Source organism: Actinomadura sp. B10D3, from assembly GCF_039871695.1.
In the GTDB taxonomy this organism is placed as follows: Bacteria; Actinomycetota; Actinomycetes; order Streptosporangiales; family Streptosporangiaceae; genus Spirillospora; species Spirillospora madurae.
The window spans coordinates 1-16054 of the sequence record NZ_JBDPLY010000057.1 but is presented as its reverse complement, the minus strand read 5'-3'; the positions used below and the strand labels follow the sequence as shown (position 1 = coordinate 16054).

The window sequence follows — 16054 nt, the reverse complement described above, 5'->3', positions numbered from 1 at the left end:
CGTTGCCCGCGACCTCCTCGCCGAACATCAACCAGGACTGTTCACCCTGAACCACAGCGAACACTGAAATTCGCCCCATCACCCAGCACAACACACAGACCAGCCGACCACTCTCAAAACTCCCTCTGAGGACGAGGGCTCGTGGCCTGTCCCGCGACGGTTCCCAGCCCTGCGCCGCGACCCGCCGGACATTACGGCTGTCACCGCATGGACGTACTTTTCGGCAAGCACAACCTTGAGGTAGTCGCAGCTACGGGGGCAATCTGGCCACAATTTTGGCGCTAAACAACAAAAGTTTGGTTAATCTGGATATATACGCCTATCGGGGATAGAATCCAATGCATTGCACCAGTCATCGATAATTTGTCTCTGTGTTTCATCTTCAAGAAATTCAGCCACGCGAGCCAGGGCTTCGATGGTCTGCCTGAAAGTCGAGATCCATTTAATTCTTACATAGTAAGACTCATCTATCTGAACACCTCTTGGAACGCTAATCGCCTCTCGGAGGCGATTCACGACAATCTCGGGTGAGCGACCGAATTCCTCAATGAAGCGAGACGCCACCAAGTGAGGATCACGGACTTCATTGCCTTTCTGGACACCAAAATTTTGGATCGCGACAGCACATGCCATCATTCGTCGATGAAGAGTGTCCTCTACGCCTAGGCCGCCTTGACACTCGGCCTTGTCAAGCGCACGGACCAGCAATTCAGCCCACCGCTCCGCATCCTCCTCGCCAACATCTACACCCGACATCCCCGAGGTGCAAACCGATATCACCGTAGTCCACCAGGATGGCCTACTCTCTGGAAGGTCACTGCGCTGCAGCAGGACAGCCATGTCATCAACCGCGCTGATTGCAGCGACCCGACGCTCATCAATTGGGAATTCCTCTGACACCGTCTCACCCAACGTCTGGAGACGAAATGAAGTCGATACCAGCTCTCCGAAACGCATTCTCTCCTATCTCCAGGGTCTCCAGTCCAGGCAAGAAATGCCCACTATGCCTGTTGATGAAAACAGGAAACCCTTCCATAAAGGTACCGGATCCTGCCGCAAGCAGCTTTCCGTTGAGTCCAGCAAGGACAGTGTGAGCAAGTTCCATGCGGGACCATTCCCCCGCTCCCCCTCCCGCGTACGCGGGCATTACCTTAAGTTCATCATCCATAGTCACCGCCCACTTGAAATCAGAAGCACCGCCGATGGCTTCCCTCAAGCCGCCCATCCCAGCCCCCTCTGAGAGAGACACTGGGCTCACTCCTCGGTTGGCAGCGGCCTTCAACTCTATCCGCTGGATCGCCTCCGACCGATTGTTTGAGAGACCACAGTTGTGGACGAGAACCGGGGCGGTACCGGCGAGAACATAATACGTGTGGTGCGTGTCGACGGTGAGGTTGTGGACGTGATGATGCTGAGTCCAGATCTTGACAGCGGTGATCTCGATGTGGGTGCCGGCGCTGGTGCGAAGCCACATCCCGGGCTGTAGTTTGGCGGCGTCGATCCATTTGCTCGCTGCAGGGACCCAGAAGGGGTGGCCGTCGGTCGCGGTCAACTCTCCGGTCTTATGGCCACGTTCGCCATCGGTATCGACGGTGAGTTTGACCAGACGCTTGATCCCGGTGCCGGTGATCGTTGCTCGCACGGTCTGCGCCGAAGTGCCGCCGCTAGTCGTGTTGGTGGCCTGTACCTTGTCGCCGACCTTGATCTTTCCGATCGGTTTGGTCGATCCGTCGGCCATGAGGACGTGGGCGTTTGGTACGAAGCTGTTGCACGAAGCTTTTGCTCCGCCTGCGGCTGGGGTGTCGGCTGCTGCTTTTCCGGACTTCTTTCCGGCTGCGGGTACCGTTTTCGCCGCGCTGCCGCTGCGGCCTGGGGCTCCGCCCTTTGCTCTGCCTGTGATCTTCTGGAGGATCTTCGGGGCGACTCTGCGGAGTACGGGGGCGGCGGCTTTGGCTGCTAGCAGGCCGCTCGCTGCCAGGCCGGCGTCTATGACTGCGCCGGTGAGGGCGGATTTGAAGCCGCCTATGAGGGTTTGCTGGTCGGCTGGTGTGTTCTGGTGGTAGCTGACCGCGCCGTAGACCCATCCGCCGATGGCGGCGCAGCCGACGACTGCGGTGCCGCCGGTGGCGGCTGCGCATAGGCCGCCTGCTGCGATTCCGGCGATGGTGGCCTGGTGTTTCTTCAGGAAGCCGCCGACCTTGCCGACCTTGCAGCTCCACCCGCAGTGCTTCTTGACCGGTACCGGGTTTCCGCCCACGGAGCCGTTGCAGCCGACCCAGCAACCACCGCCGCTCGGCGCGCGCGGCGGCGCGACGTATGCGCCGCCACCTCCTCCGCGCCTGAAGGCGTTGCGATGCTGGTTGGCGTTGTCCCAGCGTTCGCGTGCTCCGTCGTTGATGGGTGTGCGGCCGGGGGTGAAGCCTCCGTCGCGGTATTGGCCGGTGGGGTCGGCGTGGTCGATGGGGTTGTTGCCTGCGTAGGAGTAGGCGTTGGCGGTGAGGGGGTCGCCGCCGCCTGTGATGGGGTCGGCGCTGAGGAAGCGGCCGGTGATGGGGTCGTATTCGCGTGCGCCGAGGTGGGTGAGGCCGGTGGTGGTGTCTTTGGTGCCGCCGACGTAGCCCTTGTCCATGGCGAGGGGCCAGGTGCCGATGGGGGTGCTGCGTTCGGTGCCGAAGGGGGCGAAACGGCGGACGCTCCAGGTGTTCTGGTCGACGGCGTTGACGGTGGTGTCGGCGCTGCCCTGGTAGTCGGGGATGAGGAACTGGATGGTGGAGCTGGAGGTGCCGGTGCGGTAGGCGACGTTTTGTCCGGCGTGGCTGTAGTAGCGGATCGCGGTGACAGTTCCGCTGGTGGAGACCTTGAGTTCCTGGCTGGCCAGGTAGAGGGTCGTGCCGTTGGTGTCTTTTCGGATGAGGCGGTTGCCGGCGGCGTCGTAGATGAAGCCGGCCAGTTCCTTGCCGGCGTCGTCGGTGACCTTGGAGAGGTTGCCTTCGGCGTCCCAGATGAGTTTCTGCCCAGGCCGGGCGGTGGTGTTGCCGACCTGGTCGTAGGTGTACAGGTCAGTAGTGCTAGTGGTTCCGTCCGTTTCGGTGAGCGACTTCAGCGCGTGCGGGCCGGTTAGGCCGCTGTCGCCAAGCGGGGCGGGATAGTTGTAGGTGCGGGTCTTGTCGGCGGTGGGTCCGCCGGTGAAAGCGTGCTGTGTCTCCTTGGTGCGGTTGCCGACCTTGTCGCCGTAGTTGCCGTTGGGGTCGTACTGGTAGCTGGTCCAGTAGGGGGCGGGGCCGCCGATGGTGGCGGCGGTCGGCGCGGCGTTGCAGTCGGTGCCCGTGGTGGACCAGGCTTCGGTGAGGCGCTGGGCGTAGTCGTAGGTGAAGCACTGCCGGTCGGCGGCCTTGTCGGCGGCGTTGGTCAGGATCGATCTGATGGAGCCGGCGTCGGTGTAGTCGTAGATGGTTTCCAGGTCGAAGGTGGCGGGCGAGGACTGGCGTTTGACGGTGGAGCGGGTCAGACGGTTGGTGGCGGGGTCGCGGTCGAAGGTCTGCCAGAGGAATTTGTCCGAGACCGACGCCATGGCGAGCTGGGTGATGTCGCCGTGCCCGTTATAAGTGGTGCCGGCAACGTAGGTGGCAAGGCCGTGCGTCCATTCGGGCAGGCCATCGTCGTTGTACTCAGTGGTGACGTCCTCGGCGGGCAGGCCGCTGCTGCCTCCGACCGCCGGGTAGGAGGTGGTGAGCGGAGAGCCGTTGAAGTTGTAGGACTGGGTGGTGGTGTAGGTCCCGGCCAGCGCTCCCTGGGACGCCGGGATCGTGACGGTGGTTCCCTTGGCGTTGTAGAGCCCGTCGTAGCCGGTGATGGCGGTGACGTAGTTGTCGTTGCCGATGTGGCGGGTGGAGGTGGCGGGCAGGCCCTTGGCGTAGGGGACGGTGTCGTAGGTCATGGAGGTCAGCGGCGTGGCGCCGTTCTTGGCCTCCAGGGGGCGGCCGAGGTTGTCGTAGCTGTAGTTCAGCGTGGTGCCGCGGGCGTCGGTGCTGGTGGCGACCTGGTCGAAGTGGTCGTAGGTGACGGTCGAGGTGCCCTTGTCGGGGGTGGTGGCGGTGACCGGGCGGCCCTGGACGTCGTAGGTGCGCTTCCAAACGTTGCCGGCGGCGTCGCGGGACTCGGCCGGACGTCCGGCACCGTCATAGGTGAGGCTGGTCGCCAGGTAGGGGCCGGACAGGTCGGTGGTCTTGTACTGGCGGGTTTCGACGGTGCGGCCCAGGGCGTCGGTGAGGGTGGCCGAGGGCATCGCACCCGAGGGTGGGATGACGGTGGTGCGTTCACCGTCGTATCGGTTGGTGGTGGTCCACTTCTGGGTGGAGTAGCTGTAGAGCGTGGTGGTGAGGATCCGCTCGGCGCCGTCGTAGGTGCTGAGGGTCTGGCTGGGGATCTGGTTGTCGTCAGCGGTGGTCAGGACGCCGGACGGGTCGCCGGTGAGCACGTAGGCGGCGTTGGTCTTAAAGACCAGGCCGCGGCTGTCGTACTTGGTGTCGGTGACGATCCGGCCGCCACCGGCGGCCTCGTTCTGCGACTGGCGGGCCCGCAGCAGCCCGTCGAGCAGGTCGACGGAAGTCTCGTAGGTGACCGGGCTGGTCTTGGTGAGTGTCTTGGTGGTGACCGAGACCGGGTTGCCGTCGGTGGGGAAGGCATAGGTGTAGATCGTGGAGGGCCGGTCCGGGTTGTTCTTGCGCGTGTTGTTGGGCAGCCACGCGCGGACCAGGCGGCCCAGCCCGTCGTACTCACCCTCGCCGACACGCCCGTTGGGGTCGGTGACCTTGGTCGGGGTGCCGCGGGCGGGGTTGTACTCGGTGGTGGTGGTGAATCCGGCCGGTGTGGCGCCGCCGACACTGATCGGCGGGGTGGTGAGGGTGCTGGATTTCAGCCAGCCCTCGGGCGCGTTGGTGTAGGTGGAGACAGTGGTGCGGTCGTCGTCGGGGGTGGCGGCGTCGCCGACCTCGGTGGTGTTCAGGACGCGGCCGTAGCCGTCGTAGGTGGTGGTGACGGCGGGCGTCATGGTGGAGCGGCCGCCTGTGACGCCGGTGGCCTTCTCGGTGCGGGTGGCGTTGCCGACGGTTGGGTAGGCGCCGTAGGTCTTGCCGTCGTAGATGATCTTCGTGTCGGAGATCATGTCGGCGGCGACCAGGTTCGGTTCGTGGCTGGCGTCGTTGTCGCAGTCGACCGCTACCGACAGGGTGCGGATCGGCAGGGTCTGGATCGCGCCGGCGGGGGCGGTGCCGCTGGGGAATACGGTGCGGGTGCAGGTGTCGTCGGCGGCGGTGGTGACATCGCCCTCGTTGTCGACGGCGACGGTGCGGCCCAGCGCGTCGTAGTCGAAGGTGGTCTCGGTGTTGAAGTCGGTGCCGTCGGCCTTGCGGGAGCGGCCCTTGGTCCACTCCGGCTGGACGCGTCCGCCGTCGACGGTGATGTCGTCGTCGGAGTTGGTGTCGTGGAAAGTGCGGCTGATGGTCTTGGTCCACTTGGGCCGCGACACGCTCGCCCCGATTTCGGCGGCATCGGTGAAGGCGCCGTTGAAGGTGCGGCTCTCCAACACGGCACCGGCGAGCGAGTCGATGTCGGTGATCCCGCCGAGCAGATTCTTGGAGTCGGTGACCGTCACGCTCTGGCGGGGGTTGCCCTTTCCCTGGTAATTGCCGTCCATGCCGCGGGCGTAGGTGGTCTCGGTCCGTGACTGCTGTTCACCGTTTTGGCCGTCGCCGGTGACGGTGCGGACCTTGGCGTAACCGCGCCATTGGGACCAGGTGCGCCATTTGTCCTTGGTCATCCCGTCGTCTTCGGCGTACCGCCATGCGGCGTCGCCGAGGTAGGTGTAGCTGGTGATTTGGGAGCGGGACTGGCCGGTGTTGTCGGCCTCGATGATGTAGCTGGCGACGTACTTGTGGTACCAGTCGTTGACCAACCTGCCGTCGGGTTGTGTCCACTTCACCGGGAAGCAGCGTTTGGTGTTGCTCTTGGGATCGGGCATGCCTCCGGCCGAGTAGATACAGTCCCCGGCGGGAGTGGGCGTGGCGTACGGGTCGGAGTAGCCGATGCTGGTGGTCCCGCCGGTGCCGTTGTCGATCCCGACCAGGCGGGGCCGGTCGTAGCCGGGCAGGGCGTCGACGCCGGTGCCGGACCGTCCGGTGATCACGCGGTTGGTCATGAGCTGACCGAACAGGGTGATGCGGGGGGCTGGGGTGTCGCCTCCGTCGCGGCCGGTCTGGTCGATGGTGTGCAGCCAGAGCGCGCCGTTCTGGTAGGTCTGGCCCAGGTCCCAGGTGTCGACGATCTTGTAACCGGGGTCCTCGGTGGCGACCGTCTGGTCGTTGCGGAGCTTGGTGGTGACCTTGGTCAGGCGTTTGCGGTTGAAGAACGTCGGTGAGGTCTTGTCATATCCGCAGGTCTCGTCGTTGTCGCAGATCCGGTCATCCGGCAGATCGGTGCGGGAGGAGACGGTGAAGCGGACGCGGCCGGTGGCCTTGGCGGCGTAGCTTGAGCCCTTGCGCTGGCCGTAGTCGATGCGGCTCAGGTAGCCGCCGGAGTCGTACCGGGTGCCGCCGCTGGTCTGCAGGTAGCGCGTGTAGTTGTTGGTCTCTTTCTCATAGAAGTAGGTGATGGTGCTGTTGTGCGGGTCGACGACGTGGTCGAGATTCCAACGCCAGGCCTGCTGGCACCAGGCATCCTTGAACGTGCTGTCGTAGCAGGGCTCACCGTCGCTGTCGCCGAAGACCGGGACGGTCCATGCCGAGTTGGTCTCGTTCTGACCGCTCGTCCAGTCATCGGGACGGTTGACGCCGAAGTAGTACTCGACGCCGTCCAGGTCGGTCAGCTTCCAGTACTCACCGTCGTTGTCGCCGTTGGTGGCGCCCGTCAGCCGTTCGATGGTGGAGCCGTCGTCGTTGCGGGGACGCCAGGTCTGGGCAGCGCTGTCGTACAGCAACTCGGTGGAACGGCCGTTCAGAGACAGGACCGCGTTGTGGCGGCCCCAGCACAGGTCACCGGACGCGTGACCGGCGTCAATGCAGGGCTTGTACTTGCGTTCGATAAAGCCGGGCCAGTAGTCGAAACCGTCGCCGATCCAGGACGCCTGGGAGTTGTCGGCTGCGGTTTTGCCGTCCACCGCCCCGGAACTGTATCCGATGGTGACCTCGGGCATCAGCTCGCCGGGGACCGGCGGCAGCCGCACCGGATAGCTCCAGGAGAATTCACCGGTGTTGCTGCCCGCGTTCCAGTTGGACGCCGGGGAAAGGCTGGTGGCCCCCCAGTCACCGGTCGGGCCGGACGGCCCTGCCTCGACACCCAGCACCGTCGTGTTCGCCCCGGCGGCGCCGGCCTGCGCGGTTTCAACGGCCACGGCCACATCGGCCGACAAAGTCGCGGTTTCGGCGTCGTTGACGGTGGGCAGAACGGTGCGCTTCCGGCATTGCGCCTTTTCGGGGGTGGTCAGGGCGCACGCCAGCAGTTGCACCAGGCGTAGCCGGGACGCCCAGTCACCGCCGTGGGCGTTCTTGAACTGCGCGTAGCTCAGCCCGACCTTGACGTTTCCGGCCCGCGGCGCCGAGACCGATATGACCGCTTCGGTGCGGGTGGCCTTGGCGGTCTTGCGGTCGGCCATCTTCACGTCCACGCGCGGAGGAACCGCTGGGGCCGCGGTTCGCTCGCCCTTGCGCGCGGTGGGTGCACCCGCCCAGACCGGTAGCTTGCCGGCTTGCACCCATCCACCGGCTGCCTGGCCGTCCTTCTTGCCGGTGGTCTGTGTCGACAAGTCTGCTGTGCCTCGGCCGGGCTCGGGCCAGACCGGGGCGGCGGGCTTGGAGGTGATCGGTGTGCCGGCCGTGCCGGGAAGCTTGGTCGTCCGGGCTTTGACGGGCTTGCCCTTGATACGGGGAGTCTTCTGAGTGGCTGGACGGCGCTTGGCGCCGTCCTCGGAAAGGCTGGGCCGCACCGCTGCCGCCGCCTCACCGGCCACACCGGCCAGCAAAGCAAGAGCGAGCACGACCGCCACCGCGCAGATCAGCCCGTGTGCCCGGCCGAGCGCACGCAACACACCTTTCACTGACGCCTCATTTCTGTGGAAGGCACCACGGCTGCCACGGCACGGTCACCGGCCGGGCCGTTACACGGGCTTTGGTCGGTCAGCGGACGTCGACGTAGTCGGTGGCCTGGGCGGGGAAGTCGGTCTTGCTCGTGTCAGGGGAGGCGTAGGGGCTGAGGTAGTAGGCCATCCAGGTCGCGTCGGCGGGGGTCTTGCACTTCATCTGGAACCAGCCTGTTGAGCTGGTCGCGTCGCCGCCGTTGGTGCAGGACGGTGTCCGCCAGGTGCTCTGCCCCTTGAGGCGGTACTTCGCGCTGACCCACTTGCCCTTGATCGGCTGCCAGCCAGCTGAGGACGTCCAGCGCATCAGGCGGCCATTGACCGTCAGGTACTGTCCCTTGCGCGCAGGTTCGGGTGAGGCGTTGTAGCTGGCGATCCCGGTTTTGTAGTAGACGCGGAACGGGTAGCCCGAGTCGATCTTGGTGTAGGTGGCGTCTCCGGCGTAGCTGGTGCGCAGCCACCCGGCCGTCCACGCCGTCGCGCCGATCTTCACCCTGCCCTGGGTGTCGGTGACGCCTGAGCCGACCTGCTTCCAGCCCGTCTTCGGGTAGCCGGAGGTGCCCTTGGGCGCCCACCACAGTGTCACTTTCTGCCCGGGAAGCGCCTCGCCGCGCACTGCCTTCAGCGTCCGCCGGACCTCGAAGGCCTTGCCACGCAACGGATAGACCGGGTTGGTCTCCCGATCGCCCAGCGCATGGTCGATGTACAGCCGGCTGATCCAGCCGAGCACCCGGGCCGAGGTCTCGGCGACCTGCCCGTAGCCGGCCACGCGCGCGATGATGTTCCCCGGCCCCGGGTAGAACGTCGCACGGAACCGGCCGCCGTCCTGCACCGTGGCCGTCACCCGCAGTTGCCCGTCTGGGCTGTCGAAGTGCACGACCAGACCGGCCGGGGCCGCCACCCATCCAGCCCCGCGGTCCTGCTGCACCTGCCCTGTCACGGTGACGTCGGCGTCCCAGTTCTCCACCGCTACGGGGTCGACCACGATTCGCTGCGGAATCGTCGCCTCCGCCGCCTGCGCCGGAGAGGCGACCAATGCCACCGCCGTCAATATTCCGCCCATCACGGCCGGCACTGCAGTCCTCATGTTCGAGCTCAATTCCTTTGCATTCGCTGAGCGCCTTCCTTGGTGGCGCTCTTTATGGGACCTACTAGCCGCAAGTGGCTGCTTGCCCGAGCGGTTTCGTTTGCCCAGGCCTCGTCACTGATATTCCAGCTTCCAGATCTGACGCGCGGGAATCGGTTCCACCGGATTGGCCTGGACCACCCGCGCGTCCTCTGGCGCCCCCTGGTCGCGAGCGTCGGCGACCAGGCCACTGTGCTTGGCGATCAACCGGTAACCGAGATTGCCGTCGTCAGCGATACCGGCAACCTTCCACAGTTGATGCTCCGCGCCCGGCTCACAGGTGCCCTGCTGGACGGCGGCGTCGGCCTGGGTTTGCGCATCGGCCACCTCCAGGCAACGAACCGCCGACGGGTCGCCGTTCATTGTGTTGACGTTGGTGAGCATGTAGTAGCCGTCGCCGTAATCAGAGAATCGCCATTTCTGCCAAGGTCCGCCGTTGCACTCCCACGGCAACACGATGGCCCCATCCGCTGTAGAGCCGCCTGCGACGTCCAGGCACTTCTGCTGGTCTGTTTGATTGCTGTTGACAAGCAGCCGATGGGTTATCCCGTCAAGATGATGACGCTTCAGAGCAGTGATATTCCACAACTGTTCATCGGCGATGGGATCTGTGCACGACCACTGGGAAACGTTCGCTCCGGGAGCTGGTGAGCCCGCGTCAACGGCCAGGCACTTGTCGCTCCGCCGAGACTTCAGCCAGTACCCGCCGGCCTTCTTCTCCGGTTTCCACTGCTGGCCCGTGCTGCCGTTGCACTCGTACTGCCACACGTTGCGTCCGTCGGCGGTCCCCGAACCGTCCGTACCGTCCACGTCCAGACATTTTCCGCTGTTGGGACTGGTCAGCGTATAGTAGCCATCTCCGACATCGGTGAACTGCCAGTCCTGCGCAGGGTGCGTATTACAATTCCACTGCTGCACGTTTGTGCCGTTCTCCACCCCGGCGCCCGCGACATCCAAACAGTGACCTGAGTTGACGTTCACCAGACGCAGCGTCTTCCCGGCGAACTCATGGTCCTGGACCGACTCGGTGTAGATCGCGTTCAAGACCGTATCGTCGGGGTGCGCCAGCGGCCACAGCTGGGAGTCGTCGACCCAGCCGTTCCAGAACGCGCTCTTGCTCGACCCGGTAGGCGTCGCACCGACCAGCAAGGCCCCTGAGCCGGCTACCGGCGTCCAGGTAGTGGAGGCTGTCTTCACCTCTGGCGCCATTACCCGTGTGGTCGAGCAGTTCCACGGTTCGTCGGGATCGCACACCTCGCTCTGTCCCTCGGCCTGAGTACGCAGCCAGAGTTCCTGGTTGACCGGGTCATAGCCGCCCATCAGCGAGACCCAGTGAGCACTCCATGGCTGCCCGTCCCCGGCCTGCGCCATATCCCGTGTGACAGCCGTCAACACGGTGCCGTCGGCCGCGCGATGCCGGAAGGTCCACCTACCGCTGAGCCATCCGAGTTCGAAGACCGTCCCGTCGGCAGCGGCCTGACTGATCGCCACTTGGTCACCTTGGACGGAGGCGAGTCTCAGCCAGGTCGAGAACATGAACCGCTGGCTGGTGTCCACCAGAGTGACCGGGTTGCCCTCCGGGTCTGTCCAGGGCTTGACCTCACCGAACTGCGTCGAGCCGTTGAGACGGACCGCACGGTCAGTAGGCGAACCGGCGCCGAGATTGCCCGCCTCACCGAAAGCCGGACCGCCACTGAAGACCAGATCAGCGTTCGGGTTGACCGCTCCGCCCGGTCCCACGGCATGCGCGACGGTGCCACTGGGCTCATCCATCGACCAGGCCGCGTCCCGCGGCGGCTGCTCCACCCCGAACTCGTACTTTTTCGCCGCACTCGGATTACCGGCCCGGTCGTAGGACGTCACTTCAACCCATTGGGGTCCGAAACGCTTCGGTGTCCACGAGATGGTCGACGATGCGCCCGCCGCAACCGCCTTCGTCCCCGCAGTACCGTCAGCAAATCTGTAGTCGAATTTCACGACATCGCCGGAGCCGGCGGGCGCGAAGGTGAAGTTGCCGGGTACATACTTCCGCGCGGCCGTGTCATACCCTGACGTCGCTCCGGCAGGATACTCAGGCGATGACACCTCCGGCGTATCCGGTCTGCGGGCGTCCACGGTGTATTCACACCATGCCGACCACGGCCCGTACAAGTTGGTGTCGTCCATCCCGCGCACACGCCACATCCAGGTCGTTCCACCGTCGGCGGTAGCGGGAAAATCATCGCCTTTCACGATCGTCAGCGACGCGTGCAGGTACCCGTCCGAGCCTGCGTGCTGGAAGGCACCGCCCGGGGGCACGTAGCGCTTCCAACTTTCCTCGGGCTTGCCGAGAGGCGCCAGCTCGTACTCCGCTGCCAGCGGCTGCCCGTCGAACCCGCCCGCATTATCGCCGTCATAGTCGGTGATCAACGCATTGGCGGTCCGGTCCTTGGAAACGCCCACCCACGGGCGGCCGCTACCGCGGAGGCAGCCGTACTTGGTCGTGCCTCCGTTCCTCATGTGGACGTCCTTGGTCGGCATGGGGTATCGGGAGAACTTCACGACCATGCGCGGGTCGACGTCCATCACCTTCCAGGTGTGGGTGTCGTTGTAGTCCTGGTCGGGGAACAGCCCGAGGGTGAAGATGTCCCACCGGTGATCCGTGGCCCACTGGATGAGACGGGTGAGGTTGGCATGGGTGAACGTCACGTTGTTCGACGTCCCGTCATCACCGCACTCGGGGCGCCCGACATTGACCGATGCGGTGGCCAGCCAGTTGCTGTCCCAGCCTGATCCCTCAGGGATGAACGCGTCCGGACGGGTGTTGTAAGTCGTAGAAGAGTAGATGTGCCCCACGTTGAACAACCGGACGTCCCGCGCGGTGCACGACCAGGCGTGAAGGACGTCGAAGGTGACCGCGGCCGAGTTGACCTTGACCTGCACGCTGCCCGACCACTCGTGCAGCGGAGAGGTATCCATCCGGATGTAGGAACGCTTGTTGGTGTAGTCCTCGACTTCACGGCCCGTAGGCAGACGGTCCGGCTTCCAATACGAGGCATTCGGGAACACCTGGTCGACATAGGCCCAGCCAGACCCCGCACTGCCGCCGTCACCGTCCCCCTCCCTGCTCCCATTCCACGTCTGCCAGGACGGGTCCAGGACAATCGGGAACTTGGTGTCGGGCGCAGTGAGCAGCTCAGGATCAGGCGTCAGGGTGAGGACGCCGCCGCCTGTCTCCACCGTCATCGGCGCCGCTGCAGCCTCGGGATCCGGCCCGGCAGCAATCTCCTCCGGGTTCGCGGAGGCGGGTGATGCCTCAGCCGGAGCCGTCCGCCCCTCCCACATCAACGGTTCCGGTGCGGTGAAGAACTCGTTACCGGCCTCGTCCACAGCAGCGAGGCGGCTACCCGGCAGTTCCTTCAACTGCAGTCCGGAAACCTGAACACCAAACTCGATCTTCGCCAGCGCTGGATCGCTCGCCGCCTCCGGCGCCTTCACCACCACATAGTGGGACCACCCCGTCGGCGTCGACCTCACCACCAGGTCAACCCCCGCACCGCCACCATCCACGAAAGTGGCGCTCGGGCCGTCCAACACGGGAGCCGGGAGCCTGGTCCCCGGCCAGGTCAGCGTAAGGCTCTTGCCGTCCTTGGTCATCGTGGCGAGCACATCATCGCCACCGGCCCCGAACGTGACACCGTTGACCGACATCCGCGAGGCGTACCTGCCCTCGGCCGTCCGCTCCAGCGTCAGGTCTGCGTCATGGAAAACACCATCCCGCTCAACGCGAACCGGGACCGGCGCCGTCTCTAACGAGAACTGGCCGTCAGGCAGCGCAGTCAGCTTCCTGGTCTCCGACGTCCGGCCGGCGACCTCCACCGGACTGCCGGTCTCCTCGGCCTTCGCCAGCGCGGCATCCATGGGCGTCTGCGCGGGCGGACTCGTCTCAGCCGCATGCGCCGAGGTCAAAGGCACCGACAGCAATGTGGCCACCAGAACCGACGACATCAGCCCGGCCAGAATCGGAGAGCGCCGACACATTCTGTCAACAACCGATGACTGAAATGACGAGCCCCGACCAGCCCAGAAGCGCACTATGACCTCGCAAGATAAAGCCCGCCTAAAGCGCCCTAAACATAAACCGAAGATCAATGAGCAGGAAGACGATCATGAGAGTGATTTTTGTGACCTACATCACAACTGTCCGATGTCAACCACTTCGCTGACCCATGCGTCTATCGGTCAGTGTTGTCATGGGTTGACATAAGTGAAGGACCGCCGCAGATCGCGCACCCAGGTGACGCCTTGGACAGAAGCGTCCACTGCTGACCTGTCCGTCTGCTCTTCCTTGAACCTGCGGGGTGATCCGATGACCGATCGAATGGACCACCCGACTACCGCTTATCGAATTATCCGCGACTGGTTCGCAGCCTTGACTACCGCCTTTGTGGCCTTTTTTATCCGTAGGTTGTGGGTTCGTGTCCCATGCGACCCGCCACACTGACCAGGGCAAACACGGCTTCGACAGCCCGCCGGTGATCATGCCTTGGGCCGAACTGAGGCCCTCCTGGGGACGGACATGCAGGCGCAGAAGCCCTGCGAAGGACTCTTCTCCCCCAGGTCGTCGTTCGGGCAGGGTGGATCGCGCTGCACTTGCCGAGAACTCCGTCCGTGCAGGTCAAGCGAGGCCGCCGCCGAGCAAGCCACAAGATCACCAACGACCCATGGCGGCTCGTTGTCGGCTCGGCGGTTCCGAAACGAATCGGCATGCAGTGACATTGGATGGCATGGAAATCGGGCGAGAGGCGGACGGTTCGGCATACAATGACACTGTGAAACACGTTCCGATACGACGATTTCGGACTTTTAATCCGTAGGTTGTGGGTTCGAGTCCCACGCGACCCACCACCTGTGACCAGGGCAAACACGAGATTGCCCCGGTTTGCCCCCCGCCCGACATGTCCCGGTTTGTCCCCGTGGCTGCTCGATGGCTGCTCGGCGGCCCGATCCGGGCTCGCCTGGACGGCAAGGTGCCCCCTCGCTTGATCTACGCGTCATGCCCGTCGGGGCCCTATCTCGGGAGGGCTCGCACGGCGACGACGCGATGCGGCTGCTCCACTGCCTCGGTGGCCCCATCCCGACGCGGTGCTCTGAACTTGGAAGCACACTCCGGCGCCACAGCGCCCGTTCCGCCCTGCGGCGTTCCGCCATCCCCCGATTTGATCTCCAAGATGGTGTCCCGCCAGGACGGTCGAGCCGTCTCGCGCCGAGTCCCTATCAGGGACTCGGCGCCGTTGAACGGCCATTTCGGGTGTGGTCTCGGTAGCCCATTCGGAGGGTTCCCGGGCCACTTTGTGACGCGCGGCATCTAACTCTCCCTGGCGACGGCCTCCGGCGTCCTAAGCTTGGGTTGCTCCCGAAAGCCATCATGAGTTCCATTTCGGGCCCACCTCGTGGCCCGCGTACTCCGCACACTCGGCTTGGGGGAGCTAACGTTGTTCATCTCCGAGATCAAGATCAAGAATTTCCGGGCTCTTGAGAACATTCGGGTCCCGCTCCGTGCCGACGTCACGGTCCTCACCGGGGAGAACAACGCCGGGAAGACAGCGGTGATCGACACTCTTAGGCATCTCACAGAGCCGCTCGACGGGCGCCGTCCCGCCCCGATCGAAGAGACCGACCGCTACCGCTTCGCCGCAGATGATGTCGTACAAATGGCCGCGCGGTTGGAAGGGATCATTCCCGGGCAGGCCGGCACGTATATCCAAGGACTCGTCGAAGGTACTTTTGACAACGGTGTGCGGGCCGCGTCCTGGTCTCTGACTTCTGAACCCGCGCCGCTGGGGCGTCGGCGCGGCCGCATCGGCTGGTCGGTCGGTGCGGGACGGGAATTGGCCGGAGAGCCGGAGTTCCGCCAAGCGATTCGCCACGTGCACATGCCCGCCCTGCGGGACGCCGTTCGTGAGCTCGGCGAGGGCTCGGGAACACGGCTACGCGTGATCCTGGAGGCGTTGCTTGGAAGCAAGGACGCGGTCGCAGCGTTCGTCGACCGCGTCCATGACCACCTGACGCCCGTGGTCGAGGACCCCGTGCTCATGGCGATGCGAGACCACGTGACCGGTCCGCTCGGCGACATTACCGCGGGAGCCCACCAACAGCGGACGGAGCTGGCACCCAGCGATTCCAGCCTGGCGTCGATCGCCCGGTCGCTGCGAATGCTGCTTGGGGACGCGAGGGCCCAGAACTTGGATCCGGTCCGCTCGTCTGGGCTCGGCTACGCCAATGTTCTGTTCATCGCCACCGTGCTGGCCGAGCTGGAGACCGCTGCCGAGGCCGATCTGACCGTTCTTCTGGTGGAAGAGCCGGAGGCGCACCTGCACCCCCAGTTGCAGACCCTGCTCCTGCGCTACCTTCAGCGGCGCGCACGCCAGTCCCGTGTCACAACCGATCCTGACCCCGCGGTGCCGGCCGGACATATCCAAGCCGTCATCACCACGCACTCGCCGGTGCTGTCAGCCGCGGTCAGTGTCGAAGATGTCGTGGTGATGACACGTCGGCGAACATCTGTCGCAGCGGGCTGGACCGGCACGCCGGTCCCGATCGCCGAACTCGGACTCACCTCCAAGGAGGTTCGCGAACTCAACCGGTACCTGGACGTGACCAAGAGCACCCTGCTGTTCGGTCCGCGCGCCCTCCTAGGAGTGTGCTGAACAAGGGGTGATGTGGGCGGGAAGGGCGCCGAGATGGCCGTCTGTGCGGCCGGTTGGGTCAGGCCCCGTGGGGTCGACAGAGTGGTCGCCCTTCCCGCGTGGTCCAGGTTG

Annotated in this window: 5 protein-coding genes; 1 reads left to right on the top strand and 4 read right to left on the bottom strand. The window is 65.0% G+C overall.

What is annotated here, in order from left to right:
• Positions 1-300 precede the first annotated feature (300 nt).
• From ABGB11_RS41675 to ABGB11_RS41660, 4 genes are all read right to left on the bottom strand, one after another.
• Positions 301-900: a hypothetical protein gene (locus tag ABGB11_RS41675; protein WP_347641207.1), complete on the bottom strand. Its 600-nt coding sequence runs from the start codon at positions 898-900 to the stop codon at positions 301-303.
• Positions 901-904: 4 nt separating this feature from the next.
• Positions 905-8080, bottom strand: a complete 7176-nt coding sequence (locus ABGB11_RS41670) for an RHS repeat-associated core domain-containing protein (RefSeq protein WP_347641206.1) — start codon at positions 8078-8080, stop codon at positions 905-907.
• 88 nt (positions 8081-8168) lie between these two features.
• A complete protein-coding gene (locus ABGB11_RS41665; protein WP_347641205.1) occupies positions 8169-9215 on the bottom strand; it encodes a hypothetical protein in 1047 nt (348 codons plus the stop codon).
• A gap of 114 nt (positions 9216-9329) precedes the next feature.
• On the bottom strand, positions 9330-13241 hold the full coding sequence (locus ABGB11_RS41660) for an RICIN domain-containing protein (protein WP_347641204.1): 3912 nt from the start codon (positions 13239-13241) through the stop codon (positions 9330-9332).
• A 1487-nt stretch (positions 13242-14728) separates the two neighbouring features.
• Here ABGB11_RS41660 and ABGB11_RS41655 point away from each other — a divergent pair.
• Positions 14729-15943 carry an AAA family ATPase gene (locus tag ABGB11_RS41655; protein ID WP_347641202.1) on the top strand — a complete coding sequence of 405 codons (1215 nt, stop codon included), beginning with the start codon at positions 14729-14731 and terminating at the stop codon, positions 15941-15943.
• Positions 15944-16054 lie beyond the last annotated feature (111 nt).